Origin of the sequence: Enterobacter sp. SLBN-59, from assembly GCF_024807915.1 — a bacterium.
GTDB lineage: Bacteria > Pseudomonadota > Gammaproteobacteria > Enterobacterales > Enterobacteriaceae > Enterobacter > Enterobacter asburiae_B.
Genome location: NZ_JANUFI010000001.1, coordinates 4,490,508 through 4,515,865, shown reverse-complemented (window position 1 = coordinate 4,515,865; position 25,358 = coordinate 4,490,508). Strand labels below are relative to the sequence as shown.

The following is a 25,358-nucleotide window of genomic DNA, read 5'->3' as shown; positions in this document are numbered from 1 at the left end:
ACCAGTTAGCGACAGATTCCCTTGCATTCAAAACGGAATCGAGTAGTATTCTTTTTATGCGTCGGCACGTAGCGCAGCCTGGTAGCGCACCGTCATGGGGTGTCGGGGGTCGGAGGTTCAAATCCTCTCGTGCCGACCAAAAACACATTGAAAACCAGCCTCTTATGGCTGGTTTTTTGTTTAAGCAAAATTATGATGGCGAAATGATGGTGAAATGATGGTTGATCCCTGCTTTAAATTGCCGGGCAATCATCGTTTCCCACCCTGTTAAGACTATGCGTTAGCACGCCAAAAACCTCTACGTCATCCAGCGCATCGCCTTCTATCGCTTCACCATCTTCAGTTATCAATGCCGACCCGTAGAGCTTTGCAAACTCGTTCCTATTTTCCATTCTTACAAGTAGCGTATCTCCCTGCTCTGGCCTCATGGAAACGTTAATTACAGCCCATCCGCATGATGTTTCTATTACCCTGCAGTTCCCATCAATTCCGCATAACAGATCTATGGTTAACCGCTGTTCCTGGTAATCCATTGCTGGTGAAGGAAAGCCCATCAGAATACCCTCCCCATATTACGCAAGATCCAGTAACGGTTATCACTGCCGTCCGTCGTCTTATCAGCAAAATCTGGCTGGTATCTCTCAATCCACGCGTTAGCGTCTGCTTGGCTGAAATGCCAACTCTTCTCTCGCAACTTATTGATGAATTTATTTGTATTGAGACAAAGGTAACCCTTTGGATTCTGTTCTATAGAGGCTAAAAAAGCTGCATGAATATCTGATTTACGAGGCATAAGTATAGCCCTCATGACACTATTGACTGTATGTATATACAGTAGTATTTTTATTTGCAGAGATCAAGTAAGCGAGAGGGATGGTTATGTTCGTTGAACTAGTTTATGACAAGCGTAATGTTGAGGGGCTCGTAGGGGCCAGAGAGATCATTCTGGCCGAGCTGACGAAGCGGGTGCACCAGATTTTCCCTTATGCCGAAGTGAAGGTGAAACCGATGCAGGCAAACGCCCTGAATAGCGATGCCAGCAAAAGCGATCGGGAAAAACTAAACCGCATGCTGGAGGAAATGTTTGAAGACTCAGATATGTGGCTGGTTTCAGAGTTCCCTAATGTTCGCCAAGTTGGCCTGTAAATCTTGTTCGGGTAATATTCCCGACGTTTGCTCGGGCATGAACGCTGGGCAACCAGCCGCCACCCGTTCTTGCATACGACCGGTAGCGGCTTCTTCAGTTTCCTAATTGCAGACTTTCAACCTTGCGATTTAACTCCTTGATTGCCTGAAGGCATAGCGCGATGACACCAGAATATTCCACTGTGTAGCTGCGCTTACTATCATCTCTTTTTCTTGTCAGCTGCTGGGTGATTGTCACCTCACCAACATCATTAATCTCTTCAACTGATTCATACTGATCATGATCTTCAAATACTGACCCGACAGCCTCCGGCAGAACTTTGATGAGTTCCTGGGCAATAACCCCAGCAGATGGGAGGCCGCTATCCTTCCAGTTGAATGTTACCCCGTCTAAAGCCATAACTTTTTCAAGAGCCCCCTCAATGGGCTTGATATCGTCTTTTTTATCGGCGTCTGAAGTCTGGGTCAGCGATACGCAGGTGATATTTCCAGGAGTGGTAAATCTGTCCCCCCGCATTGAGAAATATTTTTCTGTTCCGGGTTTGGCTGCCTGGGTTGTGACAAATACCAGATCACCAAAATTTTCGCAGAAGGAGTAGGACATAGTATCCAGGGAGCCCGGATACTTGAACGCAAACACTCCGAAACTACTGGATTGAGTAATGACATTTACTGCACCAGTGGCATTTAACGAAGATGAAATCGTGCCTCCTGATTTTCCGTCAACAGAATTAAGGCGCGAGTCATCGCCGGCGGCGACCGTTCCCGCCGCTGCGCCGACGTTCCTCGTAGCGCTGTTTCCTAAACCTAGGTTTGTGCGAGCGCCTGATGCGGTTGTCGAACCGGTACCGCCCTGTGCTACAGATAGCGCTGTAGTGAGTCCGCTGAGAGAGGTGATGTCGCTGTTTTCACCTTTTGCCGCCTTTCCTGAAAGTGATGTCGTAATGCTATTCCAGGCTGGGCCCGTCCATGTCGTTCCATCCGGCAGGGTTACCGTTACATTTCCAGTTCCGGAAAAAATGCTTTGCCAGTTCTGTTTATCGTAATTAAGTCCACGCAGCGCTTCAGCACTTTGCGCCACCAGCGCGGCAGTAACCATGTTCAGCGCCACACGGGGAACCGCTGACCAGGCCGCCCCGGCTTGAGTAGGTCCAGTAAAGTTGCTGACCAGCGTAAGTTGCGCATTACTCTCTACCGATTTTACGGGCAATGTATACGACACGCCGCCCACAGTAGAGACAATAAAGTCACCTGCTGCGAGTTCGGTTGCGAATGAGGTTCCGGTACCGCCAACAATAGCGGACCCATTTGTCAGGGTGATAGTTCCTGCAGACATATGCGCTCCTTTCGGGCAATAAAAAACCCCGCCGGAGCGAGGTCAAATTTTTGAGGATAAAAACCCTTTTGTGTTTGAGAAAAAACACATCATTAGATTAAAATTCACCCATAACAACAAAAGGGAATTACATGAAAACTCGTCTTTTACTCACAGCCATTACATTTTTTATGTTTGGCTGCTCTGGCCATGAAAGAGAATATAATTTCAAAATGGATTACCCAGTTGATGCAGCACGCTTATCACTTGGTGGTGATATTCACGTCAACATCGACTGTGTAAAAAGGAAAGTTAACGTTATTTCAGATAGCAGCAATGGTATTTTTAGCCGTCATGTTAATAAGCGACTGAGTAATATTTGCTATAAAAAAGCAGATAATTTTGATGTTGTGTACAGGTTCGAGCCAGCGAAGGGGGTTAGGCAAAACATGATCGCTACGCATTATCCCCGCGTTCCACCTGCATCAAATGCCGACAAACTGAGCGATGGGGATTCGTAACCCACGCCCCTGAAGGGTCTGGCTCCAGCTGCGCTGATTTTTTGAGATGTATCGGCCCTGCAGCTGCGTGCCAGTCCACTTCAGAGCAATGCCTGAGTAACCTGTTACCCCTCCATCATCACTGAGGTTTCCTGGGCAGTTATTCACCAGAATCCACGGGGTAAAGCTCAGGTTTAACACAAAGGTATTGTTCTGAAGATCATAGTTTGCCGGGACGTCAAAGAAGCCAACAACCCTGGGCATTTTCGATGCTGAAGCTGCGCTCCATATGAGGTTTCCGGCGCTATCGAAAACATCCAGGTAACCGCTCTGCATTCCGATGTTTCTCGTCGTGCGGATCATGCTTCCAGCATTGTCTTCAAGAAGCTCAGCTCCGGGTAAACCATATTTGTTTACATCCAGTTTAAGCCACCGCAATGTTCCGTCATTCCAGAATTGTTGCTGGGTGTAACCCAGCGTACTTCCGTCTCCAAACGGGCTATCCACGCGGTAAAACCCTTTATCGGTAACAGCACCCAGCGAGCGCTGATCATAAAAAAGGGTGGACCTGTTTTGTGAGTCAACGAGCAACTTTCCGGCACTGTTGTAAACTTCGAATCCGCTCATTGAAAGTTATAAACCTCAACTGTGAAAGTGAATGCTGGACTACCTGTGATCGGTAAATAGAATGCAGTGAAGCCGCCATTAAAAGCGCGGCAGTAATATTCATTCGCAGTTACTCCCGTCGTTACAATCGTTATAAATGAGCCATCCTGAGTTATACCCGAAAAGTAAACGTCTTTAACCGTTTCTCCGGCAGCAAACGTCACAGAAGTGCTCCCTATATACCTGATTGCATAATCAGTTAGATCTACAGCAATACGCCCTGCACTATCCCAACATTGTAAACCCTGTGGCATTACCATAACCCCATTCTGACGCGCAGCACGTTGTTGCTGTCGTAAATCTGAATAAGAGTGCTGGATATCAACATTCTCCCCCCTCCAGCTACGCCGTTAATTTCGAACGTCCCGCTTTTATCAATTCGCCATCCCTGCGATCCTGCAACATAATTGTTGGACTGGATGAAGTTGCCAATTTTGGCATTGGTGATCGTGCCATCCTGAATAAACGCTGAGCTGATAAAGACCTGACCATTAACCACAGCGAACGGCGAATACTGGGTATCACCACTGCCACTCATCAGTACGAACTGGTTAGCGTTGAAACCTACTCGGGTAACAATCGGCTGCCCTGCCTGCGCCAGAACAGCAATCGACATCCCGGCGTTATACATGATGCCGTTTACCCTCACGCCTGCTTTGAGGGTATAAATCGCCGAAGCGCCGGAGGCATCAACGACGGCGGTAAGCTTATCCTCCAGTGCTGCAGTGACGTCCTCTATCTGCGCCTGTACCTGCGTTGACAGTTCGGCCATTGCCTTATCAACTTCAGCAATAGTCGTTTTAACAACAAGAATATCGGCGCGCACTTCCCCGTATTGTGCCCACTGGTGTTCAACTGCTCCGTGGTTCGCCAGGGCGTTCTGAAGAATTCCCTCAATGTTGGTATCGATATCACCGGTGAGGCGTTCCCCGTCGGCAGAGGTTAGAAAATCGTCTGCGATATCACCCAGATAATCATCGGCGTTATCGTTAGACATCCCTCTTATCCAGTCGGTATACCCTGACTCGTTACCCGTTCTGTCAACCAGCTGCGCGCGGTACCAGAATTCCTGCCCTGCTTTAAGGCCGAGCTGGGTGTATTCAGCAGATGGATAAGGCACGTCTGAGAGCAAGAGTGGATCTGAAAAGTCACTGTTGGCAGTGTACTGAATTTCCGTTTTTAGCGTATCGCCGGTGTTTGCCGGGAAACCCCAGTTAAGACGAATCCCCCAGTTAATGCCCGTGGCCGTGAATCCTACTGGCTTAGGTGGATTGCCAACTTTGCCGGTCAGTGTCTTCTCTTCTGAATATCCCCATCCTGAGGAAATTTCAGCGGCATTAATTGCGCGCACGCGCACCAGGTAGCGCCCCGCATAAATCCCCGGGACGTCAAATGACGTGGTGGAGCTGCGCGGCATGTTCACCCAGTTTCCGTCATTGCGGCGCCACTGCCCCTCATAGGCGATAGCGTTCTGCGCCTGGTCCCAGCTGACGCGCATCGTTTCGACGCTGATATTCTGCTGAACCACAGAAAACGAGCTGATCACGATGTTAGCTGGCGGTGACTGATTACCAGGAGGTATTACACTTATTGGCCGCTGGTCGATAATTGCGCCAGTATCGATACGGGCATATTTATCCGGATCGTGCCATGCGGCGGTGATCGAGAAGGTGCCATTATCGTTATCGGTTACGCTGACAACGCGGTACTGCTGCGCGTAGAGCTCGTCCGATTCCACCACCCAAACAGCTTCGGCCTGAGGCGTCTCACTGTATGCCGTGGTGACTGTGACTGATTCACCGTTCACGGCCTGAATGGTCCTGCTCTGCGATGCCCCGGAAGGTAAGTTGAGAATAAGGCGATCACCTGCTGCCGCATCTGCCACGCGGTCAAGTTTGATAACGCGACCGTTAACGGCGCTGATACGGCCACCCATAACCTTTCCTGAAAGCAGCTCGTCTGCCACAGCTATGATGTAGCCCGGCTGCGGAATGTTTCCGTCCAGACCGACATCAAACGAAACAACGCGATCCTTGTTGTTGGTGAGGATACCCCAGCGGCCTTTTCGGTTTGCTTCAGACTGCCTGGTACAGCCGATGGCTGTCATTTCCAGTTGATTGAAACCGTACCGCGCCACCAGCGCCTGCTCAAATACCGGCTCCATCGCGTCGGCGTAAGCATTACCGGGATCAGACCATGATACCAGCGCAGTGGTGTAGCGGCTTTTCGTGGTGCTGCTCGAATAGGTGAAGCGACCGCCAACAACGTTAGCGCGCGTGTAGCTGTAATCAACATCGCGCGGCATGTCAGCCAGGGCAACAATCTGATCCCCGCCCCAGTAGGTCATACCTCGGAAGATAGCAGCAAAATCACGCAGGACTGTGTAGGCGTCGTTACGGTCCTGGATGTACACGTTGCAGGTATAACGTGGTTCGGTACCGTTGCCCCCTTTGCCGTCTGGTACCATCTGATCGCAATACTGGGCAACCTGATACAGCGTCCATTTATCGATATTCGCAGCGGTCAAACGGTGACCGAGGCCGAACCGGTCAGAAACAACCAGATCGTAAAAAATCCACGCCGGATTATCCGTCCATGCCCACTTAAACGCACCGGTCCATGTCCCGCTGTACGTTCTTGTTTCGGGGTCATAGTTATCTGGTACACGAATAACACGCCCGCGAGGCTCGCAGGAGATCTGCGGGATAGAGCCGTTAAACTGGCTGGAATCGAATTCGATGTAGAGTAGCGCTGTGTTGGGATAGCGTAACTTGGCGTCAATCACCTCAGTGAAGCTCTGCAGCGTCATCGTGTCGCCGATCTTCGCGCTGTTGGCGTCAGAGGTAATCTTACGCAGACGGATTGTCCAGGTGCTGCCAGCCTGCGGTAAATCGATACGGTGGCTTCGCTCATAACCAGATGTCGTTTTTCCGGTCACGCTGGTATTGAGTACCGTCTGCCATGTGCCTCCGTCCGTCTGCAGGTCAATCGCATAATTGACCGAGTAACCCACCAGATCGCCGTCGTCCTCCTGCTTGAAAAGCGAGGGCCATTTAAGACGCAGGCGAACTGCTGATAGTTGAGTATTGGTAAACGTGCGCGTCCAAGCTGTAGCGCTTGATACCTCAGTTCCTACGCTGATTTCGTTTTCGGTGCCGGGAATACCCTGAATATATTTCTGCGCCTGCGTTCCCGCGCGAAACTCCCACGTTACTCCGCTGAAGTTTTGGGAACCGTCAGCATTCTCCAGGGCCGTTCCGTCCAGGTAGATATTTTTGCCGGTTAGCTGCCCTGCAAACTCCCCTTCACCAAGCGCAACGAGGATTTTTGCCTTCGCTACAGATTGCAGATCATCAGGCTGTTCGGTAGGAGTTCGGGAACTTGAGCTGCCGCCCTTGCGGCCCTTTAACACTTTTTCTGTAGCCATATTGCGCCCATAAAAAAGCCACCCGAAGGTGGCCAGAAAAAAAGGTTAGTTATCTACTGCTGATCTTCGACATAAATTCCGGCAGAAATAATCGCTCCGCCTATCTGCCGACGGCCATAAAGGAGCGGTACCGGGTAGCCTTGCGCCGCGGTGTTTGTTACACCGCCGAATGCGTATGATGCATGGTTATCTGCGCTTTGTTTGCTGGCCAGACCTGCAGGTTGAGGAGATAGCATTTGGACAACACCTCCCAGCATCATGGCTGCACCGAATTTCGCAGCCCCGTATCCCACTGCTGATAGAGTGCCACCTGAGAAATAGCCAATAGCTACCCCAACAACGACGAGCACAGCGCCAAGAATTGTCTGTAATACCCCGGCTTTTTTACTTCCTATTACAACCGGGACAATTCGAATAACTTCACCGGTTACAGGAAAACCAAAATCATCCTTTCCGATATTTTTTTTATCTTTAAAGACGGCGTAAGTCAGGCCCCTTGCTTTGCTGGTGATCAGGAATTTCTCCAGCCCGTTTATAGTTTTTGTAAGAGAGTTGATCGCCTCAGCGGTTGTGCGTATTAATCGATGGTGAACCTTTCCGTAGGTTTTACCCAAAACACCGCCGAGTTCAATTCGGGTCATGACCTCTGACATTTTCTTTCTCCATAAAAAAAGCCACCCGAAGGTGGCTTAGCATATTTTTAACTTTTCAAAGACATGATCTGGCAGCCGTAGCCCAGTGATCGTTCCATCCTTTCGCGACGGCGTAAACTTTAACATCGCTTCCGCCTGCTACTGATTTATCGATATTCACCACTGAAAGGGCCCCGAAAATATCGTCTGATGCTGTTATTTTGTAACCTGACTCAGTGGGTATGCTGGAACTTGAAGATCGAAGCTCCACCCATTTAGGGGCCAGGCATCTGTTAACCTGATCAGCACTCTTTGAAGTGTGCTCAGAAAGAATAGGCTTTTGGGATTCGAGGGAGTTTACAGAGCAGCCAGCCAAACCAATAACTAGCACCAAGAATAGCTTTTTCATTTTCATGCTCCTTTGAAATTTCATAAAGGTTAGCATAGAGATCTGTGACGTAGAATCTTCATCGTCCTTTCCTGCCAGTAGCCCCCATAGGGCACGCGCTGGCTCAAATGCCCGTACAGGTGGTGCAGCAGCATATTACCCTCTAGCAGGATTCCCGCGTGGTTCCACTTATCAGCCTGTACCTGCATGATCACCATATCGCCTGGTTTCGGTGGGCCGTCGAATTCACGGAAACCGCACTCATACCAGCAATCCTGATAGAAGTTGTCCGGATAGCTGTTTTCCCACCATGGATAATCCACCCGGTAATCGTGGAGCTCGATACCATGCGTTTGCCGGAAATAGCTCATTACCAGCCCCCAGCAGTCGAAGTGGCCAAGCACAAACGGACGCTCCAGCAGCGGCAGTTCCCCACGCGGCTGAATGGTGCGTAAATCCCCATCAGGCCAGCTCACGATGTGCCAGGGTAAAAGCGTTGCATCGCATTGCGCTTTATCCAGCTCGCTCGGCTGTGTCGTTGCATCAGGGTGACTGTGCACGATGGCGATCACCGCACCCCAGTCCTCAGCAGCTGCGTAATCTTCCGGGCAGAGGACAAAATTATCCTCCGGCTCTGTGGCAAGGTTGCGGCACGGGAAATAACGTTCAACACGGCTTTTCTGCGCCACCAAGCCGCAGCACTCGCGGGGATATTCAGCTGCAGCATGGGCCATAATCGCATCGATGGTTTTCTGACGCATATCAGCTCCTTATAAGAGATGTGCCGGGGAAGCCACCGAACGGCAGTTCGTTGCCATCTCCATGCCGGAGCTTACAGGCCGTAAGTGTGCCGGGGCATTCATCTTGCGACGGGTCGCTCACCGGGTTGTTGTTTTTGTCGAAATAGTTGGTCCCGGCATAGTCGCAGCCATCGCCGGTGCGATACTTGTTCCTAATGCACCAGGTACAGAGCGAATGCAGCTGGCGAGTCGGGATCATTTGCCCCTGCAGGTCCATCGGGCTGGATAGCGTGAACTCAACCACTTCGTTAGTTTCACTACTCTTTGCATCGATGTAGAAAACCTTCAGCTTTTCCTGGGTCGGGTCAGCTGTGGGGTTGCCGTCGGCAAAGTTAATCGCATCGAGATATTTGCCCAGCGTGTCATGGATGGTAACTTTCGCCTGCAGCATATCGTCATAAGCCAGGCAAAGGGCCGTTATGGAGCTGTCAAGGTTAGCCACCGACAATATTGGCTGCGCGCTACTTCCACTGGTAGATGCCTCGATTCCCTCAATCTGACAGGGCCAGGCTTTATACTCCTCACCCTGCCACCAGATTGATTTAGCCGGGAGATTATTTTCTTCTCCCCCTGCTGCTACAATTTCCGCCTCAGTATGGGCCAGGTTGTAGCTGTGAAATCTCAGCACCTCGCCTGTACCAAAGGCCGTTCCATCGACCTCATAAAGCCTGACTGCATCGCCGGGCTCAAGCTTCTGATAATCTGCATTGAGACTCATGGTTTGAATGCCTGTTGGAAAGTTGCGGAAAGGGAGTAGTTCTCACCGCCCATCGGTGTGGGCTTATACTCGGCACAACGATATAAGCCGAGCTGCTCAAGCGGCGGTTTCCACTGAAACGCTTTTGTACCTCCATGCCTGTCAAGAAAGGTTTTTATCGACTGAATGTATTCCTCAGTTCCAACAAAATTCATTTCCCATTGTTGGCTGCGAGGATTGATACCGTCGCCAGAAATCTGCTCGTAGCCATCCCCAAACTTAGCGCTTCTTGTCCTGAACGAAACGGTTTGCGTCGGGCTAACTCTGGGGCTCCAGGAAAAGGTTTCGATAGACATGCTTATCGGGTTCCTTTCATTGCATTCCAGATATCACCACCAGGGCGGATATCACGCATGACATTTTGCTTATATCGCTGATCGACAAAACGCCCTACATCAGCACCAAACTGTTCCAGCCCTGAGGGAGCCTGTGTGGATGTATTACCGTTTGAATCAATAGTGATATAAACCTTCGGTGCCATGTCGCCTCCCGCTCCACCACCATTAACAGCACGCACCCCAAGTGAACCATCCGCTGCACGGGTTAGCGGCATGATCGCCTCCGGTCCAGCCTCTCCCATTACTCCGGCACCTTTTGCGAAAGCAAAAAACGTAGGATTATCGACAATCTGACCGCTATAAGCGCTCAAATCTGATGAGGAATAAACGCCTCCTTTAGCGTTGAACTGGAAGTTGCTTCCATAATCGGCAATCGCGGTTCCTGAACTGGCCGCCGCACCGCTACCAACAGCACCAAATACACTCGAACCTACGCTCATGATGGAACTCAGAATCGTATTAGTTAGCAACGCCTGGGCTGCCATATCGACGAGGTTCTGAATAATCGACTGAGTCAGCGTGGAGAAAAGGTTGATCATGCCCTCTTTAAAGGTTTGTGTTTTAGTCAACAGCCCCGTCAGGACATTAGTGGTACGCTCCCGGGTAGCATCCACCAGGCCGATCGCCAGATTATTGAAGTCACTCTGTGAGCGATATAATTCCATCGCGGTCTGATACTGAGCATCAGCAGAATCTTTACTGCTCTTCTGCATCAGCATTTCGTACTGCTGCTTACTCACTGCGCCATTGCGATAATAGGTCTCGATCAGGCTTTGCTGCTGTACGAGTTGATTCCTTTGCTGGGCAAGCGGGTCAACGTCCCCGGCAAGCTCAAACCGTGGCGCTGATAGAGCATTAGCCTGGGCCTGTAGGATTTGTCGGGATGTCTCCTGTGAAAGTGTCACACGCGCAGCCATGTACTCTTTTTCAGTAAGCAAACGTGCATCAAGGAGAGATTTCAGCTCCTTACTGGCTTCCTTTTCCTGATTGATTGCCGAGCGCGCGGGTGAGTACTGCTCAGCAAGTTCTGCGCGTTGCTTCTGGTAATTCTCAGCATTCATCAGCAGCGTGTGCTGCAGGTCCTGCTCACTGACCCCATTTTTACGGGCGGCTTCTATCAGTTTTTCCTGACTGGCTTTTTCCTGAAGATCAATTTTGCCAAGGCTGGTTGCATGAGCTTCTTCTATCTCCCTGCGCAGCTGAAGGTACTGATTAACCGTTTCCTTCTTTGCCTTTTGAGTATCTTCACCGGTCCAAGGAGTAGTGACACCCTCACCGGCCTTTGCCGTCTCCGCAGAAATAGTTTTGATGTCACTAGCAAGCGATTTAGCTTGATCTGCAATCCCTGTCTGGACCAAAAATCGCGCCTTGCTGACGTTCTCGAGATTAGACTGCGTAGTTTCTAACCCCTTATTCACAGATTCGAGATCAGCTTCAGCTCGTTTTTTACTGTCTTCCACGCCTTTTTTCTGTCGGAATGGGTCAAAACCACCAAGGCTATCAAGCCTGCTGTCTGCGTCCTGAATCTCCTTGATCAGCTGATTTCGCTGGGTGACCTGATTTTCATACTGGTCTTGCAGGTCAATCTGCTTAACGGCCAGTTGTTTATCAGACATCTGCATCAGCGCAGCAGTAGTCTCAATAACAGCATCCTTGAGGTTAATTGCTGACTGCCGGGCATCCTTCGCCTGCTGATGAAAATACAGTAGCGCCGAACCTGCCAGCATTGCTGCGCCGAACGGTCCACCAACCAGTGCTAAAGCCCCGCGAGCAAGTCCAACTGCAACCGAGGCAGCCCGAGCAGATACTGAGACCTGGCGATTTGCTGCAGCCAGCTGCATTTTCGCTCGGGTTGCCAGATTCGTTTGCTCGGTTTCTTCTCGAATTAACCGGTTAAACTCCCCCTGGTAATTAACGTTCAGGCCTTGTTGCCTGGCGGTCTTCTCCATCTGGCGGTAGTACCCAAACTCGGCATCATTTCGTTTAAGTGTGGCGGCAGTTGCTTCAAGCGTTTTGCGTGCACCGTCAGCCTGGGCCGCAGCCGCAGCTTTTACGGCTGCCTGATTTTGTTGCCAGGCGCTTACGTTTTCACGAAGACCTGCAGTTAGTTTTGTCGAGAGAACGGGGATCAATGTGTACAAAGCTACGCTTGCAACAGCATTGAAATTATCGGTGAGCAGGTTTATTCCATCGGTTACTGACTGAATGCCTGAACGCAGGGGGCCGGTACTGCTTTGACCTATCTTGATGATCATGCCTTCAAACGCACTGGTGAGCCCCATGATGTCGCCATTCAGGTTATTTACGCGAATAGCGGCCTGCTCATGCGCAGTCTGGGTGCCGGTGAGGGCCTGGGTTAATGCATCAAGTTTGCTGCGGTTGTCCACCAGCACTGAGGCCGCATTGATATTCTCAACTCCGAAAAGTTTTACAGCCTGTGCGGTAGAAAGATTTTTCTTCGACAGGTTTTCCAGTGCGCCACTGAGACCTACGACTGAAGGTTTCAGTGTTTTGTCAGTGCCTTTCTCAAGGGACAGGATCACATTTCTCAACGCGGTACCTGCTTCACCGCCTTTGATTTCACGCTCTGCCAGAACCTGAATCGCTGCGTTCAGCGTTTCAAAACCGACACCTGCCTGTGCAGCGGCCACACCACCATTTTTGATGGCTGCGGCTGTATCTGCGATTTCGGATGCCCCGAACTTGGCGCCAGCTGCCAGCACGTTGATATAACGGTCAGCTTCCTGAGCCCCTGCTCCGAACTGATTAAGTGAAAGGGCGAGAGTACGGGTTGCGTCAGGCAAAGTTGAGCCTGCGGCCTGAGCAAGCGTAAGCGCGCTCTTTGTCGCGGCAGTAAGCCCGCCAGCGGTCTGAAGAAGTTCAGGCTTAGCGGACGCCATCAACTTCAGAGCTTCCACAGCCTGGCTCGCACTGTATTCAGTGCTGCGCCCCATTTCCTGAGCCGCTTCATCGAGCGTCTTTAACTGAGTTCCCGTCGCACCAGTGATGGCTGACAGATCGGACAGAGCCTGCCCGTATTCCCGGGTTGTCGTGATGATTGCGCCAAGAGACAAACCGGCACCCGCAAAACCTGCCAGACGACCAGCAACACCGGTAATGGTTTTACCCATCCTGGCATAGGCTTCATCTGTCTTTTTAGCATCTTCTTGCGCGTTACGGTTGAAACGCTTTGAGGAGTTCTCAGCATCGCCGTATGCGCCCATCAGCTGAGATTTAAAATTGGCTGCGTTGAGATGCAGCCCGACGGCAAGGGAGGCAACGTCAGCCATTACATTAATACTCTCATAACGGCCGCACACTGATCGTCAACATTACTGACTGCAGCGGGAGGCGGTGTTTCAGGGGGTGGCCCACTCTCCTCGCCTGGACGGCTAATAGCACCGGTACGCAGGAAATACGCGCGCCAGTGGTAGAGAGTTTCTACCGGGAGTGAAGCTATCTTTGACGGATCGGGCTCGCCCCAGCGGTCGGCCAGCCAGAAAATCAGCTCAAGCCAGGGCGAGTTGGTTAGTTTTTTTCCGCATCCTCAAGCTTGCCCAGAGCATGCTTTTTAACTGTGGCAATAGCGTCCAGCAGCGCCACGTTGTCATGCGCTTGCAGCAGCTCTGCTGCAGTTGGTTTGTCTTCAGTTGCGATAAGGCTGCCGTCAGGATGAACAAGGCAGTCGACAATCAGCTGTACGCTGAGCTCTGAGGCTTTGCGGGCATCTTCAGCGATCTGACTGTCACGCAGCGCTTCTTCATGATCGATAAGTTCGCCAGCAGTCATTCGGCGAAGATGAACGGTGGTCCCAAAAATTTCTGTGGTAACAACGGCGCTTTTAGGCTTCAGAAGAGCTGATTTCAGTGCAGAAACATCGATAGTAGACATAGTTTTTCCTGAGAGTTAGATAATAAAAAAGCCGCCAGAAGGCGGCCAATAAAAATTTCGGTAATCAGCTGCCCGCTGCAGTACCCCAGGTGATGTTGTTCTGTTTTCCCTGAACGGTAATCTGAATGACTTCACTTGCCGGGGCGGTAATTTCATTCATCTGCCAGCCGGACAGAGCCAGGATCATATTCGCTGTTCGTCCGTTTGGCAGTTCAACGTAAAACTGCACGGTTTCTCGGTTCTCTGCTGCGTTGAGGAAATCGGCAAAGTCCTGATTGGCTGGATCGTCGATAAAGCCCAGCGATTTTTCCGGGCCTTCAGGCAGGTCAGAAATAAACTGTTTGCTGGTATCAATCAACGTAGTGCAGTCTACAAAGCTGCCCGTCTGACCTGTAGCACCCAGTGCTTTACAGTTGATGAGGGGTTTCATTGTTGCTACGTCGCTCCCCGCAGCCCCCCACATAACGACGGTGCCAGCAGGCAGCATTGCGTACTCTGGCGAAGTTTTGTCAGCCATAATTTCTCTCTCTTTGAAGGTGGCAGCGAGCGCTACCGATGGTTTTCAATGCGGTCGCGTATTTCTATCGCAAGGATGCGGAGAACTTTCGCTTTCTGGTAATCCAGCGCTGGACGAATGAAGGGGATGGCGACCTGCTTAACGGTCCCCATCTCCTGCGCCAGCGCTTTGATGAAGTGTTTTTTGCTCGGGCCAACACGAAGATAAACAACCGCATTGCCTTTAGCTTTCGAAGAAGATGAGCGGATTTTTATTGAATCGCGCATGTGCTCATCTTTTGCTGATTCGTCATAACCAGCATGCGCTTTCATATCCTCCAGAACAGGCTCAAGAGCCGCTTTACCGGCTTCCCGCAAAACCTGCGTACCAACCTTTTCACCAAGGGCAAGGAGCTGACGTTCAAGTTCATGAAGCCCTTTCACCTCCATGCGGATCATGATTACTCCTCATAAAAATAAAGTACGTAATCGCGGATAAGTCTGTACTGAATTTGGTTGCTAGTAAGGGTTGTCTTGTCCTGCAGAATATTTCCACGCTGAATATATTGAACTGGATAACCTTCAAGCTCTCCATGGATAATGCCTTTCCAGTGAGACCAGATAGCCCTATCCAGTTTGACCAGCCCGGTGTAATCACCCACTTTATAAATTGAGACTTGAAAGCGGCCAGCTATCAGCCCTGTACGCACCATCCCGTTTTCTATATCCGGGTCTGATATCAGCTGAAAAGTAATTCCGTTTTGCTCACTATCTGGCAACAGGAGAGGATAAACAGTCATTCCGGAAAGACGTTCAAGCGAGGTTTTAATTGCCTGTTCTATCATGTCGGATATCCCGTTCAGCCGTAATTACACATCGATCAGGATTGCTACGGTCAACAGCGCGTACGGTATAGACTTCTTCATTCCAAGTTACTTTCCAGTCAGCTTCAATGTCTGGACGTAGCCGGATCGTGAATAGCCAGGTTTCAACCACCTGCTGCTGGTCGATTGTGCGAATTTTTCGATTAGATACGTTTTCCGCCTTTGCCCATACAGTAGCAACCTCCACCGCGATTGACGGCAGTGGTTCACCAAGCGGTCCTCGCTGAGTTTCCATTTTCTCTAATCTGATGCGTTTATTGAGCTCGCCAGCACGTAAAGAATTCATAGGCCATAAATCCTGTAAGGCTGAAGTAGAGCTTCGACGGCAAAGGGAACCTGAGCCACAGTCTCACCGATAACAACAGATTCACGATTCGCGTACCAGTGACCAATCAGCAGTAGCATTGCCGCCTTAACATCATCATTGAGCAGTATCGGGTCCGGGTCGTCTGCGTAGCCAGGGGAGCTTTTATTTTCATAAAGCGTTCGCCTTGTCCATGTCTGGACGTAACGCGCCGCCGCACCGGTGTATAAAGTCAGCAGTGCATCATCTCCGGAAAAATCGGTATCAATGCGGCAGTGCTGTTTCACCACATCAAGATCGACCATTATTTTTTCGCCTTCTTGTCCGCTTTTACTTCCGGCTGTTCCTGCTGCTGTTCCTGCTGCTGTTCCTGCTGCTGTTCCTGCTGCTGTTCCTGCTGCTGTTCCTGCTGCTGTTCCTGCTGCTGTTCCTGCTGCTGTTCCTGCTCTGCAGGATTTTCTGATTCATCGAGCTTCGCATAGCCTTTTTTGATGAGCTCGCGACCGTGCTGTTCCAGAGTTTCCAGCGGAAGCCCCTCAGTAACGACAGTACCGCCGAAATAAATCGGTTTAAGTGCAATCAGTTTCATTTTCCCACCTGTAAAAGCGGCCCGAAGGCCGCATTATTTATCAGCTACCAGCGCCAGTGCGGAATGCACCGTATACAAATGCCTCAGGGCGTTTGACGGCCAGCGCCAGACGTTCCTCGCAACGGATGGTGAGCATGTTTTTCTCGAAGTCGTCGGCATTCTCTGTGGAGATCACCACGTTCGCATCTTCGCGGTCGAAGATTTGCGCGCCTGCGTTGAAAGCACCGGTCAGGAATTTCCCCTGGAATGCTGCTGCTTCGGTGGCAACAACCGGCAGGCCCCACAGAGTCGGTCCAGTCAGCGCCGCAGGGTTAGCTAGGATGTAGCGGCCCAGGCTGTCTTTTGTCAGCTCGATCCGCGCCCAGTCAATGAAATGAAGGACATGACCGGAAGCCGGGAAGCGCGCCAGCTGCACCTGCAGCATTGCCAGACGCAGATCGTCAATACCGCTCTGCTGTTCAACAGTGAACGCTGGATCAAACGCTGACGCCTGAGGAACGATGCCATGCAGATGCACGCCGGTACCATCACCGAAGAGAATTTCCTGCTCTTCTGCGTACTTCAGCCCGTAGCGCATTTCTGCATCAACGGTGGACTGCAGCTGTGCGAAGTCATCCAGGATCTGCTTGGAGGCTTTGAACAGGTGGGCAATGGTGCTGACGCCAGTGATTTTCGGCGTAAACTCAATTTCGCTGTATGGTTTCTGCGTGTTTTCAGGAACCACTTTCGCGTTATTGGTAAAGCCCGTCTGCTGCACCCAGAAGATAGCAGAGGAGGAAGTACGACCTGGAGCAATCAGATCGCGGATGAACAGGCGCTGTTTCGGTGCCGTATCAATACCCGGCAGGCGTTGTGGCTCCACAACACCATCAGGTACATCCACCGAAGTCAGGGCAGCCTTCACAGGGATGCTGATACGTTTGCCACCTTCAACACCTGCAGCAAAGGTTTTCAGCGCTTCAGCAGAGATCACCTGCTGGCCGATTGATTCCACAACATGCTTCGCGTTAGCCAGCGGCATCTGAGCAACATGTTGCTCCAGCTCCCCCATCGCAGCCTTCAGCGTTTTTTCTGCTTCGCGCAGGGCGTTGAACTCAGAAGCCATTTTATCAACGGCTGCCTTTGTTTCTTCTGACAGCTTGCCGGATTTCTGCGCCTCTTTGAGTGCGTCTTCTGCTTTCGCATTGAACTTGCCGGTTGCCTCTTCGATGCTGGCCGTGACTTTTTTCAGAATATCGTTTACTTCAGACATAAAGGGTCCTTATTTGACTAACGCCGCCAGGGCGCTTTCAAGTGAATTGATGGTTTCAGGTTTGATGTCTTCGGCAGCGCCCGGCGTACCGTCGTTGGTGGTGACAGCGCCAGGCATGCCACCGGATAAGGCTTTAATGAGTTTTCTGCGCTCAGAGCGCGGGGTGTTGGTCTTGGCCAGCAATGCATCAAGTTTGCGAAGCGCGGCTGCAGGCGATTCGTCTCCGTCGCTGACCGCATCAGCAGAAAGCAAGCTGTCTGCCAGTCCCTTCTCCACAGCATCACTGCCACCGATATAGCTTTCCGCGTCCATCAGCTTCTGCACAGCGGCCATATCAAGGCCGGAGCGCGCCGCGTAGATGTCAGCCATAGCGGTATCGAAGGGTTCCAGTGACTGTGCCAGTTCTGCAAAATCATGGCGGTTTCCCATCGCGTATACCCAGCAGTTGTGGATCATCAGGAAGGCACCGCGGCCAATCTGAATATCATCCCCGGCCATCGCAATTATCGAGGCGGCGCTGGCGGCAATGCCCAGCACCTTCACCGTTACACGGCCTTCGTATTCGCGGAGCAGGTTATAAATAGCCAGACCTTCGAACATGTCGCCGCCCGGTGAGTTGATATTCACCGTGACGTCGGCGCCGTTCATAGCCCGAAGCGCACCGGCAATACGTTTAGCTGTTACCCCTTCGCCCCAGTAGTCCTGCCCGATAACATCAAAAACAGAAATGCTGTTATCGTCGGTGGCCGCCGCTTTGATCCCGCCGTCCCAGCGGTCCAGTGCAGACGGTAATGTTTCACAGGTAACGCGCGCGCAGGGGCGACCCGCCGGTGCTACCGGAAGTTGTTTTTTGCTCATCAGGAAAGTGCTCCTAAGCGGCCTGTTTCAGCGGAGATTGTTCAAAGGAAATATCGGGGAATACGTGGTTATGCAGCTCTCGCAGGGCCAGTGCCTGAACAGCAGGGTTAGTGCTTTCGAGATTTTTCAGTTGCGTCAGGTTGAGCTGAACGGTGTAAATATCGCCCCCTTCAATTGGCGGCATGTTCTCAAGACGACGAACGTCATTACGGGACATCCAGCCATTTTGAAGCGCGCTTGTATAGTATGCCGCGCGACCTGCACTATCGGCTCGCAGTAGACCTTCAACAGAGAATTCTGCAAACACTTCGTCATCGCTGTCGAGTAAGCACCGGCCAATTTCCTGTTCAATATTCACCAGCAGCGGTCGAAGTGTATGAGTCAGAAACTGCAGGTTCATACCTTCCAGGCTTGATGCCCAGCTGCTTTGTTTCGTGGTGTGACCAACCATGAAAGGCGGCACGCGAAACCAGCGGCAGATTTCCTCAATGCTAAATGCGCGGCTTTCGAGCATCTGAGCATCTTCCGGGTTCATGGTCACGCCCTGGTACGTCAAGCCCCCCTCCAGCACCATGATCTTCCCGGCGTTTTTCGAGCCGGTAAACGCCGCCATGTACCCGCGAAGTTTTTCACGTTGAGTATCATCCAGAGCTTTATCAGAAGAGAGGAATCCTGAACTCTGCAGACCCTGTTCGAAGATTTTCGCCGCGGACTCTTCAACCGCCATTGCTGAACCGATCACATCCCGGCCAGTCTTCATCGGCATCATGCCGCAAACACCATCCAGACCGAACCCGCGAATGTGCATGATGCTTTTGACCGGAATGACGCGCTCGTTTCCGTTTTCAGTGTATTTGTATTCCAGCGCCCCGGTAGTGAGACGTTTAACCACCATGTTCTGCGGCAGTAAAGGCACCAGCGAAACCAGGCGGTTTGCGATGAATTTCTTCTCAATGAAGGCGTTCCCGCGCAGGCAAATACTGGCGACCACCATCAACATAAAGCGTGATGGTGTCATTTCTGAATTGGGTCGGCGGCACAGTATCGAATAGGCCGGATGATCTGTTGCCGCTTTACGCGAACCGTCAGGCTGTCGAACGTATATTTTCAGCGGAAGGGTTGAAATAGACTCGCTTAACAGTCTTACGCATGCCCACACAGCCGATAGCTGGATGGCTTTATCGGCCGTGACCACCTTTCCGCTGCTGCTGGTGCCAAACCATTCCTCCCAGAACGTGCCGGTAGTCAGGCTGATAGGCACACCAAGCCAGTTAAGCAGAGCGCTTTTCACCCTGCCTGGCTGTTTGTTTTTTTTCATCAGAAACCTACCATGATGGGATTATTGAAGAATCCGGAGAGATCCTGCTGGTCGTTGCCACCGTTAACCAGAACGCGGCTCATTGCTGTGAACAATGCCGCCGGGCCATCAATCTTGGCCTCTGGTGTGGACTTGTTCGGGAAAATGTTCTCGTTCCGGTCAGGTTTGACAGTTACGTTGGACATCATCCAGTTCATTACCGGGTGATCGCTGTGATGGAAGCGGCCACCGTATACCAGCGCTTCGACCTCTTTCATCGCCTCAGAGAAATTGCGAACCGTCTGCGGAACTTCCACCAGCGGCAGCCCTTCTTCTGCCAGCGCAAGGCTGAACTGCGTCGCACTCCACGGGTCGAAGCCAATTTCTTTCAGACTCTCGCCAGCAACCCACACCTGCAGCTCTTCCTTAATCTGAGCATGGTCGATTACATCCCCGTCGGTAAGGATCAGCTTGTCCATCTCGGCCCACTTACGATAGAGCTCTGCCATCTGGCGTGAACACTTCTCAAGGCGTCCCTCCGGCAGCCAGAATTTAAAATCCGCATGAACGTGGCCACCTGGCGCGCGCCAGACTTTAGCGGCTGCACAGATATCAATTTTGTTTGAAAGGTCAACGCCCACCCAGGAGGGATAGGTTTTAAGTTCGTGCTGCGGGGCGATAAACTCGCATTTTTCCCATTTCATCATGTCCATCCAGGCAGACTCAGCGGTAACCCAGATATTCATGTGTTTGGTGAAAAAGTTAATCCTGGCCGAAACCTGCTCTTTCGCCTTTTTAGCCAGGCGGCGCAGATCATCCCAGCGCTTACAGATACCCAGCCCCGGATTCGCCTTCTGCCAGACTTTTTCATCAAAGGGATCGTCACCTTCATCTAAGGTGTAGATGATGGCAAAAAACGTATCGTCTTTAACCAGGCCGCGCAGGACCTTGATTGCGTAATCGCGTAGTTCGTAACAGATGCCTTCTTTGTTGAAGCCGGCGGTGGTGATACCGAAAAGCAGAGATTGCAGGCGCGCGCCGGTGGCCGTCTCAAGAACGTCCCAGACGTCACGGGTTTTATGAGCATGCAGCTCGTCGACGATGGCGCAATGAATGTTCAGGCCGTCGAGGTTGTTCGCATCTGATGATAAAGGCTCGAATTTGGAGGCCGTTTGCTCCTGGTAGATAGCGAGCTTGTTGAATTCGAAGATCCGCCCAAGAGTGGCTTTCGCCTTCTTGACCATATTTTTCGCGTCTTCAAAAACAATTCGCGCCTGGTCACGGGTGGTTGCAGCGGAATAAACCTCCGCCCCGCCCTCGCCGTCTGCGCCAGCCATATAAAGCCCCACGCCGGAGCAAAGCGTTGATTTGGCATTTTTACGGGCCACCTCAACATCTGCTGTACGGAAACGCCGAACCATCACCGGCCGACCGCTGCCGTCGTTACGCAGAACGGTTTCCCCCGTCTCTTCGTTAACCAGCGGGATAACAAAACCAAAAATATTAATAAGGATGAAAACATGCCAGTCCATCAGCTCAATAGGCTGGCCTGCCAGAGCGCCTTTTACGTGAGGCACAAAATTATAGAAATTCAGAATGTGCTGCGCGCGCGGCTCACTGAAGAAAATGCCGCGCTCTTCGCCGTGTGCCAGATCGTCAAGAAAACGCTGACAGGAAAGGCGCACATACTCACAGGCAATAATTTCACCCGCCATCACCCGCTCGGCGTAGCGGATGCCTTCTGCAACCTTAGCCATTAATCCCTCGCTTTCATAAACTCGGCCAGCGGATCAACCGCATCAGGACCTTTTGCATTGACTTTAGAGCGGCTGGCTGGCGTCATGCCGAACTCACCGAGCATGGCGCGCAGACGTTTCCAGGCATCAGCTTTCATAATGGCGGCCGGGTGAGCCTTGATCATGCGAATCTCTCGCTCTTTGCCTTCGTCTGGCTCTTCGTCGCTATAAACGGCGTAGGTGTAGCCTTCTCTCTCCAGCGTATCGCAGTGATGCCGGTACTCGGTGTAAACCTCAACCAGAAGCTCAAGTGCTCTCGCGTCCAGCTGCGACATGACGCCAAGCGCATCGAGCTCTTCAGCCATACGCCTGAACCAGTATTTCCCCTGCTTGTCGAAATGCTTCGGCGTTGGGGGTACCCCTGGAGTTGGCTTTGGTTCGTTTTCATTAATCGGGCGTTTTGATGGGTTACCCCTCACCAAACGTAGATGGGTCGGGGTTTTCGGTGGTCCAGACATAATCGAAAACTCCTATTAATCATCGAGTGGGGGACCCCATAAAAAAGTTTTCTAACCTGCGGCGATGTGAAAAGAGGTTAGGCGGCGGTCCTTTGGCGCGTCGTTCCTGAACTTTCAACCCTCCCTCCCCCTCTTTCGATTCAAATGAGAATTGATGTCATTTGAGTCTTTCGACCGCTGTCTTCGCCCTGTGGCAAGGCTTGCAGAGGCTTTCGAGGTTGGACAGGTCATCGGTCCCCCCATTTGCTTTGGCGGTGATGTGGTCCACCGTCTCAGCGGGTGTATACCTTCCATTTCGCAGGCATTCCTGACAAAGGTGCTTATCTCTGTCGAGAACGATTGGGCGCAGCCTGTCCCACTTGCTGCCATAACCTCGCTGATGCCTGCTCTGTCCTCGCTGATGCTGCTGCCAGCCTTCATTAAGGTGTTTGGGACAATAGCCTGAGCGGTCGGTGGTTGTGCCAGGGCAGCCACGCTTGCGGCATGCTCTCGGTATTAACGCAGGCATCAGGCTAACCTCCACGCCCGGCGGCGTTCTGTTCGTGGCGCTGAGTCAGGGTGACGCTCAACCGGTTCGCCGTCAGCATGATCCACCAGCGAGTAACACGGATAAACCACAGCGCCGCCATAGGCATCACCAACGGCATAATCCGCTGGCTTGCTGCTGTCCCATCGAGAAAGGACTCGTTCAATATTCTGAGGGGGTACGCTATAACAAACGCCGTGTATAAGCCGCTGCAGCGTGATGTAATCAGCCTGAGTCTTATCAGCAACAATCAGCCGCTCAGCTATCTGCATTTGATACTGAGGTGGTCGCCCCGTACCCAGGTAGAAACTCACCAGCGATTCCGGGAAGCGGTTAAGCCATTCGCTAACCTGCTCAATAAAATCTGGAACAGGCAATGCGTCATCTTCGATTATCACTACCCGGCAATCCTGCCATGAAGCCCATTCAAGCGCGCGGCGATGATTCCAGTTTGCGCCATGGTCTCCGCTATCAATCAGCAGTACATCTCCGAGAAGTCCAGCAAGGCGCGATGCCTGCTTATATCGGGAATGGTGTCCGATAACCGCAAACTTCACTTGTGTTTCCACCATGTAGCCTCCCCACCGATTCCATCAGTTTTGAAAACGGTATGAACCAGAGGTCCGGTGACCAGCCTGTCAGCGAATGACTGCGCGACAATACCGAACGCCAGCATATCGCCCACAGCAGCGCCAGCCTGTTCTTTCTTCCAGAAACGATAACTCTCGATCCGGTAGTAAAGACGGATGATGCCGTGAGCGAACGCCATTACATCAGCGCGGCTGCCACCCAGCAGACCAGCGTTAAGCATCACATCACCGCGGTGCGCTTCAATGAATTCCTGATAGATACGCTCAGGATGATTCTGTTTCGCCCAGGTGTCGGCGTAGGTCTTCGGTTCTGAACCTGCATAAACCTTACCTTGCTGCATCTCTTCCCACGGTGCGCGGAGCATTTCGACATCGGTACCATCAGTACACCAGACGAACCGGTATTCAGGGTGATCGCGCAGGTGCTGCCAGATATGCAGCCAGCGCCGGAAGTAGACATTCATCTTCACGTCAGGAACACGATACAGCTCAACGCCTGCCGGTGCCGTCTGCAGTTCATCCACCAGCGCGATACGGCCACAATTCCGAAGTGATGAGGCCCATTTAGCCAGCATGTCAGGTTCGGCCGCCATTTTCGTACCGCGCTGCGGGTCTGGCTGGCTGGTAAGCAACGTTGTTATTACCACATCGCGCTGAGATCTATATTCGGCATAGCCTGTATATCCTGAATCCCGGCGCTGCCCGTAAATCACAGCGTTCTTTTTATCGAGCGCTTCACGTTCAGGCCTCGGTATGCTGCGCGCGCCCTCTTCGTATTCATCCATCGAATGAATCAGCTTTTCAGAGCCAACCACATCAGCAAACGCCCAGGACGTTAAGCCAGCGTTATAAATCCGAAGCGCCAGATCAGGATGCTCATACATGCCCCGGCCATACACCGGATCGAACCCGCCCACCTTCTCGATGGCGCTGCGGTGGTAGTACAACATCACTCCGCGCTGCCCAGTGTAAGCAATATGCTTATCATCCCGGTACAGAACGGTCATATCGTTAATCTTTCGCGGACCAGCCAGATCGAGAAACTGATAAGCCAGGTGCGGCTCTGTAGATTCGATATATGGCAGGTGCCAGTTATCGGCGATCGGCCAGGCATCATCATCCCATAAAAAAAGATGCTCGCACCCGGCATCTATCAGGGCTGACAGGCTGGCGTTCTTCGAAGCAACAATGCCGAGTGATGTTTCATGGCGAAGCAGTTGCACGCCGTGTGGCACTACCGCTGCAGGCCTTGAACCGTCATCGATAACCACCATCAGCGCACCGGCTGGCAGGTGCTTCATGTGCTGTTCTAGCGTTCGTTTCAGAACGTCGGCGCGCTGGTGTGTCGTTATTGCAATCCCGATCTTCGATGAAATTGCGCAGACGGGTGCATATGGGACACCATCAATAGTGACCTGCATATTTACTCCAATTAAAAAGCCACTATCGGAAGTCAGTAGCTTCTGTCAGCGTGATTAACACCTAATTATTCATTAAGTGTTATATGTTAGGATTAATCTGATTAAACAAAACATATGTCAGTTCGGAGGGTTAAATGATCAAAATGACAGGTTGCAGCGCCGTAGACTGTGGGGTTGGATTTGTGTTCGGTAAAGGAGTTGATGCCGAACTCATCAATACAAATGCTCAATCATGCCGAATCGGCTTTTTGCAGCACGGTAGCGAGGAAGAGTGGCAGCTACTTTTAGATAAATTGCTCACAAAGCCAGAAGAACTGACTCAACTAGTAAAAGATTACAGTGAAGCTAAGTCTGAACAGAAAAAACAAGCCATTTCAAAGTCTGGTTTATTTGAATATTTATCAGCTTTTGCAAATGCATCGACTGTTTATCAATTCCTTGAAGGTCTTGTTACGTCATTCCTGAAAAATCCACAATAAAACTGACCAACTTGGCAACGCTTCATAGCATGGCTGACAGTGTTGGTATAGTGAAAACATTAATAGGCGGGCGATTTGACTTGAACATTTCGCCGCTGATTGATAACTCGACGAACTAGTTAAATCCAGTTCTATGCTTCTCTTTGGTGTTCTGGCAGTTCGCCTGCCACGCTTTGTTATGCGCCAGGATGTCTTTCTTCGTCTGGCGGTCCATGACGTCAATATCATGATCGGTCAGGTAGATTGGCTTTACCCAGTCACATGCGGTATCAACCACCACCGGGACGCTTCCACGTGTCACGCAGCTCGCGATCAACATCGTCATCAGGCATGCGGTTAACAGTCTGCTGTACATTGCTGGCCTCTTTCGTTGCTTCTACCCGGCGTTCGGCTACTGCTTCAGTGGCTGCGGCCTTTTCTTCGGTGCGCTGCTGGTCTGCTTTCGCTTCCGCTTTGCTGGTGCCGCGTGAATGACCAATGCCAAAAGCACCAGCGATAGCCGCCATTATCAGTGCAGCAATACCGATAATCGTTTCTAAACCCATATCA

At 51.5% G+C, this 25,358-nt stretch carries 31 protein-coding genes and 1 tRNA gene; 4 read left to right on the top strand and 28 right to left on the bottom strand.

The annotated features are described in order from the left end of the window. Nucleotides 1–62: 62 nt before the first annotated feature. Nucleotides 63–139: transfer RNA gene (locus tag M2422_RS21580), tRNA-Pro, on the top strand. 94 nt (nt 140–233) lie between these two features. Here M2422_RS21580 and M2422_RS21575 read toward each other — a convergent pair. Then, nucleotides 234–554 (bottom strand): hypothetical protein, encoded by a 321-nt coding sequence (locus M2422_RS21575; RefSeq protein WP_207168145.1) that lies wholly within the window; start codon nt 552–554, stop codon nt 234–236. Further along, nucleotides 554–793: a hypothetical protein gene (locus tag M2422_RS21570; RefSeq protein WP_181594894.1), complete on the bottom strand. Its 240-nt coding sequence runs from the start codon at nt 791–793 to the stop codon at nt 554–556. Before M2422_RS21570 ends, M2422_RS21575 begins: the two co-directional genes overlap by 1 nt. An 86-nt stretch (nt 794–879) precedes the next feature. On the opposite strand from M2422_RS21570, the gene M2422_RS21565 reads away from it, so the two are divergent. Then, nucleotides 880–1,146 (top strand): DinI family protein, encoded by a 267-nt coding sequence (locus tag M2422_RS21565; protein WP_259142438.1) that lies wholly within the window; start codon nt 880–882, stop codon nt 1,144–1,146. 94 nt (nt 1,147–1,240) lie between these two features. Here M2422_RS21565 and M2422_RS21560 read toward each other — a convergent pair whose 3' ends face one another. Further along, a complete protein-coding gene (locus M2422_RS21560; RefSeq protein ID WP_259142436.1) occupies nt 1,241–2,482 on the bottom strand; it encodes a tail fiber domain-containing protein in 1,242 nt (413 codons plus the stop codon). Between the two features lie 131 nt (nt 2,483–2,613). Between M2422_RS21560 and M2422_RS21555 the strand changes: the two genes are divergently transcribed. Beyond that, nucleotides 2,614–2,982: a hypothetical protein gene (locus M2422_RS21555; RefSeq protein ID WP_143344986.1), complete on the top strand. Its 369-nt coding sequence runs from the start codon at nt 2,614–2,616 to the stop codon at nt 2,980–2,982. On the opposite strand, the gene M2422_RS21550 is transcribed toward M2422_RS21555, so the two are convergent. The 23 genes from M2422_RS21550 to M2422_RS21440 all read right to left on the bottom strand — a co-directional run bounded on the left by M2422_RS21550 (nt 2,947) and on the right by M2422_RS21440 (nt 24,330). Further along, nucleotides 2,947–3,588 carry a hypothetical protein gene (locus M2422_RS21550; protein WP_143344985.1) on the bottom strand — a complete coding sequence of 214 codons (642 nt, stop codon included), beginning with the start codon at nt 3,586–3,588 and terminating at the stop codon, nt 2,947–2,949. The genes M2422_RS21555 and M2422_RS21550 overlap by 36 nt on opposite strands. A gap of 292 nt (nt 3,589–3,880) precedes the next feature. Next, a complete protein-coding gene (locus M2422_RS21545; RefSeq protein ID WP_259142432.1) occupies nt 3,881–7,054 on the bottom strand; it encodes a host specificity protein J in 3,174 nt (1,057 codons plus the stop codon). Between the two features lie 53 nt (nt 7,055–7,107). Beyond that, complete coding sequence (locus M2422_RS21540; RefSeq protein WP_259142429.1) at nt 7,108–7,707, bottom strand: tail assembly protein; 600 nt, start codon at nt 7,705–7,707, stop codon at nt 7,108–7,110. A 55-nt stretch (nt 7,708–7,762) separates the two neighbouring features. After that, the gene (locus M2422_RS21535; RefSeq protein WP_259142427.1) at nt 7,763–8,095 is read right to left on the bottom strand and encodes a hypothetical protein; all 333 of its coding nucleotides are present in this window, start codon (nt 8,093–8,095) and stop codon (nt 7,763–7,765) included. Between the two features lie 29 nt (nt 8,096–8,124). Then, nucleotides 8,125–8,835, bottom strand: coding sequence for a C40 family peptidase (locus M2422_RS21530; RefSeq protein ID WP_259142425.1), 711 nt, complete (start codon nt 8,833–8,835; stop codon nt 8,125–8,127). Nucleotide 8,836: 1 nt separating this feature from the next. After that, nucleotides 8,837–9,592, bottom strand: coding sequence for a phage minor tail protein L (locus tag M2422_RS21525; RefSeq protein WP_259142423.1), 756 nt, complete (start codon nt 9,590–9,592; stop codon nt 8,837–8,839). Further along, the gene (locus M2422_RS21520; protein ID WP_045326816.1) at nt 9,589–9,927 is read right to left on the bottom strand and encodes a phage tail protein; all 339 of its coding nucleotides are present in this window, start codon (nt 9,925–9,927) and stop codon (nt 9,589–9,591) included. Before M2422_RS21520 ends, M2422_RS21525 begins: the two co-directional genes overlap by 4 nt. A 2-nt stretch (nt 9,928–9,929) precedes the next feature. Next, nucleotides 9,930–13,259 (bottom strand): phage tail tape measure protein, encoded by a 3,330-nt coding sequence (locus tag M2422_RS21515; RefSeq protein ID WP_259142418.1) that lies wholly within the window; start codon nt 13,257–13,259, stop codon nt 9,930–9,932. A gap of 238 nt (nt 13,260–13,497) precedes the next feature. Beyond that, nucleotides 13,498–13,860 (bottom strand): phage tail protein, encoded by a 363-nt coding sequence (locus M2422_RS21510; RefSeq protein ID WP_248216088.1) that lies wholly within the window; start codon nt 13,858–13,860, stop codon nt 13,498–13,500. Nucleotides 13,861–13,924: 64 nt separating this feature from the next. Then, nucleotides 13,925–14,377, bottom strand: a complete 453-nt coding sequence (locus M2422_RS21505; protein WP_032104401.1) for a major tail shaft subunit — start codon at nt 14,375–14,377, stop codon at nt 13,925–13,927. 32 nt (nt 14,378–14,409) lie between these two features. Beyond that, nucleotides 14,410–14,814: an HK97-gp10 family putative phage morphogenesis protein gene (locus M2422_RS21500; protein WP_259142412.1), complete on the bottom strand. Its 405-nt coding sequence runs from the start codon at nt 14,812–14,814 to the stop codon at nt 14,410–14,412. Nucleotides 14,815–14,816: 2 nt separating this feature from the next. Next, nucleotides 14,817–15,200, bottom strand: a complete 384-nt coding sequence (locus M2422_RS21495) for a hypothetical protein (RefSeq protein WP_259142410.1) — start codon at nt 15,198–15,200, stop codon at nt 14,817–14,819. Next, on the bottom strand, nt 15,181–15,525 hold the full coding sequence (locus M2422_RS21490; RefSeq protein ID WP_259142408.1) for a phage head closure protein: 345 nt from the start codon (nt 15,523–15,525) through the stop codon (nt 15,181–15,183). The genes M2422_RS21495 and M2422_RS21490 overlap by 20 nt, the downstream gene beginning before the upstream one ends. Next, a complete protein-coding gene (locus tag M2422_RS21485) occupies nt 15,522–15,848 on the bottom strand; it encodes a head-tail connector protein (protein ID WP_259142406.1) in 327 nt (108 codons plus the stop codon). Before M2422_RS21485 ends, M2422_RS21490 begins: the two co-directional genes overlap by 4 nt. Then, a complete protein-coding gene (locus tag M2422_RS21480) occupies nt 15,848–16,132 on the bottom strand; it encodes a hypothetical protein (protein ID WP_259142403.1) in 285 nt (94 codons plus the stop codon). Before M2422_RS21480 ends, M2422_RS21485 begins: the two co-directional genes overlap by 1 nt. A gap of 40 nt (nt 16,133–16,172) precedes the next feature. After that, complete coding sequence (locus tag M2422_RS21475; RefSeq protein ID WP_063846376.1) at nt 16,173–17,384, bottom strand: phage major capsid protein; 1,212 nt, start codon at nt 17,382–17,384, stop codon at nt 16,173–16,175. A 9-nt stretch (nt 17,385–17,393) separates the two neighbouring features. Then, nucleotides 17,394–18,242: a head maturation protease, ClpP-related gene (locus M2422_RS21470; protein ID WP_259142399.1), complete on the bottom strand. Its 849-nt coding sequence runs from the start codon at nt 18,240–18,242 to the stop codon at nt 17,394–17,396. A 13-nt stretch (nt 18,243–18,255) separates the two neighbouring features. Then, nucleotides 18,256–19,560 (bottom strand): phage portal protein, encoded by a 1,305-nt coding sequence (locus M2422_RS21465; RefSeq protein ID WP_259142397.1) that lies wholly within the window; start codon nt 19,558–19,560, stop codon nt 18,256–18,258. Beyond that, entirely contained in the window at nt 19,560–21,296 is a 1,737-nt protein-coding gene (locus M2422_RS21460; RefSeq protein ID WP_259142396.1) for a terminase TerL endonuclease subunit, read from the bottom strand. The genes M2422_RS21465 and M2422_RS21460 overlap by 1 nt, the downstream gene beginning before the upstream one ends. Next, nucleotides 21,296–21,793, bottom strand: coding sequence for a phage terminase small subunit P27 family (locus M2422_RS21455; RefSeq protein WP_080327451.1), 498 nt, complete (start codon nt 21,791–21,793; stop codon nt 21,296–21,298). The genes M2422_RS21460 and M2422_RS21455 overlap by 1 nt, the downstream gene beginning before the upstream one ends. A gap of 157 nt (nt 21,794–21,950) precedes the next feature. Continuing rightward, nucleotides 21,951–22,301 carry an HNH endonuclease gene (locus M2422_RS21450; protein ID WP_032619870.1) on the bottom strand — a complete coding sequence of 117 codons (351 nt, stop codon included), beginning with the start codon at nt 22,299–22,301 and terminating at the stop codon, nt 21,951–21,953. Then, complete coding sequence (locus M2422_RS21445) at nt 22,301–22,891, bottom strand: hypothetical protein (RefSeq protein ID WP_404997304.1); 591 nt, start codon at nt 22,889–22,891, stop codon at nt 22,301–22,303. Before M2422_RS21445 ends, M2422_RS21450 begins: the two co-directional genes overlap by 1 nt. Further along, entirely contained in the window at nt 22,873–24,330 is a 1,458-nt protein-coding gene (locus M2422_RS21440) for a glycosyltransferase family 2 protein (protein WP_259142395.1), read from the bottom strand. Before M2422_RS21440 ends, M2422_RS21445 begins: the two co-directional genes overlap by 19 nt. Before the next feature lie 134 nt (nt 24,331–24,464). On the opposite strand from M2422_RS21440, the gene M2422_RS21435 reads away from it, so the two are divergent. After that, nucleotides 24,465–24,809: a hypothetical protein gene (locus M2422_RS21435; protein ID WP_259142394.1), complete on the top strand. Its 345-nt coding sequence runs from the start codon at nt 24,465–24,467 to the stop codon at nt 24,807–24,809. A 115-nt stretch (nt 24,810–24,924) separates the two neighbouring features. On the opposite strand, the gene M2422_RS21430 is transcribed toward M2422_RS21435, so the two are convergent. Together M2422_RS21430 and M2422_RS21425 are read right to left on the bottom strand one after the other, a co-directional pair. Next, nucleotides 24,925–25,128: a hypothetical protein gene (locus M2422_RS21430; protein ID WP_219998871.1), complete on the bottom strand. Its 204-nt coding sequence runs from the start codon at nt 25,126–25,128 to the stop codon at nt 24,925–24,927. After that, nucleotides 25,079–25,354 carry a hypothetical protein gene (locus M2422_RS21425; RefSeq protein WP_096152019.1) on the bottom strand — a complete coding sequence of 92 codons (276 nt, stop codon included), beginning with the start codon at nt 25,352–25,354 and terminating at the stop codon, nt 25,079–25,081. The genes M2422_RS21430 and M2422_RS21425 overlap by 50 nt, the downstream gene beginning before the upstream one ends. Between the last annotated feature and the right edge of the window lie 4 nt (nt 25,355–25,358).

What these genes read in the sequence shown, in the direction of transcription:
- M2422_RS21520 (WP_045326816.1), bottom strand. Translation starts at nt 9,927, where the DNA reads ATGTCTATCGAAACCTTTTCCTGGAGCCCCAGAGTTAGCCCGACGCAA.
- M2422_RS21500 (WP_259142412.1), bottom strand. Translation starts at nt 14,814, where the DNA reads ATGATCCGCATGGAGGTGAAAGGGCTTCATGAACTTGAACGTCAGCTC.
- M2422_RS21475 (WP_063846376.1), bottom strand. Translation starts at nt 17,384, where the DNA reads ATGTCTGAAGTAAACGATATTCTGAAAAAAGTCACGGCCAGCATCGAA.
- M2422_RS21575 (WP_207168145.1), bottom strand. Translation starts at nt 554, where the DNA reads ATGGGCTTTCCTTCACCAGCAATGGATTACCAGGAACAGCGGTTAACC.
- M2422_RS21450 (WP_032619870.1), bottom strand. Translation starts at nt 22,301, where the DNA reads ATGCCTGCGTTAATACCGAGAGCATGCCGCAAGCGTGGCTGCCCTGGC.
- M2422_RS21545 (WP_259142432.1), bottom strand. Translation starts at nt 7,054, where the DNA reads ATGGCTACAGAAAAAGTGTTAAAGGGCCGCAAGGGCGGCAGCTCAAGT.
- M2422_RS21485 (WP_259142406.1), bottom strand. Translation starts at nt 15,848, where the DNA reads ATGGTCGATCTTGATGTGGTGAAACAGCACTGCCGCATTGATACCGAT.
- M2422_RS21455 (WP_080327451.1), bottom strand. Translation starts at nt 21,793, where the DNA reads ATGTCTGGACCACCGAAAACCCCGACCCATCTACGTTTGGTGAGGGGT.
- M2422_RS21535 (WP_259142427.1), bottom strand. Translation starts at nt 8,095, where the DNA reads ATGAAAAAGCTATTCTTGGTGCTAGTTATTGGTTTGGCTGGCTGCTCT.
- M2422_RS21460 (WP_259142396.1), bottom strand. Translation starts at nt 21,296, where the DNA reads ATGGCTAAGGTTGCAGAAGGCATCCGCTACGCCGAGCGGGTGATGGCG.
- M2422_RS21495 (WP_259142410.1), bottom strand. Translation starts at nt 15,200, where the DNA reads ATGATAGAACAGGCAATTAAAACCTCGCTTGAACGTCTTTCCGGAATG.
- M2422_RS21540 (WP_259142429.1), bottom strand. Translation starts at nt 7,707, where the DNA reads ATGTCAGAGGTCATGACCCGAATTGAACTCGGCGGTGTTTTGGGTAAA.
- M2422_RS21525 (WP_259142423.1), bottom strand. Translation starts at nt 9,592, where the DNA reads ATGAGTCTCAATGCAGATTATCAGAAGCTTGAGCCCGGCGATGCAGTC.
- M2422_RS21430 (WP_219998871.1), bottom strand. Translation starts at nt 25,128, where the DNA reads ATGTTGATCGCGAGCTGCGTGACACGTGGAAGCGTCCCGGTGGTGGTT.
- M2422_RS21550 (WP_143344985.1), bottom strand. Translation starts at nt 3,588, where the DNA reads ATGAGCGGATTCGAAGTTTACAACAGTGCCGGAAAGTTGCTCGTTGAC.
- M2422_RS21465 (WP_259142397.1), bottom strand. Translation starts at nt 19,560, where the DNA reads ATGAAAAAAAACAAACAGCCAGGCAGGGTGAAAAGCGCTCTGCTTAAC.
- M2422_RS21440 (WP_259142395.1), bottom strand. Translation starts at nt 24,330, where the DNA reads ATGCAGGTCACTATTGATGGTGTCCCATATGCACCCGTCTGCGCAATT.
- M2422_RS21490 (WP_259142408.1), bottom strand. Translation starts at nt 15,525, where the DNA reads ATGAATTCTTTACGTGCTGGCGAGCTCAATAAACGCATCAGATTAGAG.
- M2422_RS21480 (WP_259142403.1), bottom strand. Translation starts at nt 16,132, where the DNA reads ATGAAACTGATTGCACTTAAACCGATTTATTTCGGCGGTACTGTCGTT.
- M2422_RS21505 (WP_032104401.1), bottom strand. Translation starts at nt 14,377, where the DNA reads ATGGCTGACAAAACTTCGCCAGAGTACGCAATGCTGCCTGCTGGCACC.
- M2422_RS21570 (WP_181594894.1), bottom strand. Translation starts at nt 793, where the DNA reads ATGCCTCGTAAATCAGATATTCATGCAGCTTTTTTAGCCTCTATAGAA.
- M2422_RS21470 (WP_259142399.1), bottom strand. Translation starts at nt 18,242, where the DNA reads ATGAGCAAAAAACAACTTCCGGTAGCACCGGCGGGTCGCCCCTGCGCG.
- M2422_RS21515 (WP_259142418.1), bottom strand. Translation starts at nt 13,259, where the DNA reads ATGGCTGACGTTGCCTCCCTTGCCGTCGGGCTGCATCTCAACGCAGCC.
- M2422_RS21435 (WP_259142394.1), top strand. Translation starts at nt 24,465, where the DNA reads ATGATCAAAATGACAGGTTGCAGCGCCGTAGACTGTGGGGTTGGATTT.
- M2422_RS21560 (WP_259142436.1), bottom strand. Translation starts at nt 2,482, where the DNA reads ATGTCTGCAGGAACTATCACCCTGACAAATGGGTCCGCTATTGTTGGC.
- M2422_RS21425 (WP_096152019.1), bottom strand. Translation starts at nt 25,354, where the DNA reads ATGGGTTTAGAAACGATTATCGGTATTGCTGCACTGATAATGGCGGCT.
- M2422_RS21565 (WP_259142438.1), top strand. Translation starts at nt 880, where the DNA reads ATGTTCGTTGAACTAGTTTATGACAAGCGTAATGTTGAGGGGCTCGTA.
- M2422_RS21530 (WP_259142425.1), bottom strand. Translation starts at nt 8,835, where the DNA reads ATGCGTCAGAAAACCATCGATGCGATTATGGCCCATGCTGCAGCTGAA.
- M2422_RS21445 (WP_404997304.1), bottom strand. Translation starts at nt 22,891, where the DNA reads ATGGTGGAAACACAAGTGAAGTTTGCGGTTATCGGACACCATTCCCGA.
- M2422_RS21555 (WP_143344986.1), top strand. Translation starts at nt 2,614, where the DNA reads ATGAAAACTCGTCTTTTACTCACAGCCATTACATTTTTTATGTTTGGC.
- M2422_RS21510 (WP_248216088.1), bottom strand. Translation starts at nt 13,860, where the DNA reads ATGTCTACTATCGATGTTTCTGCACTGAAATCAGCTCTTCTGAAGCCT.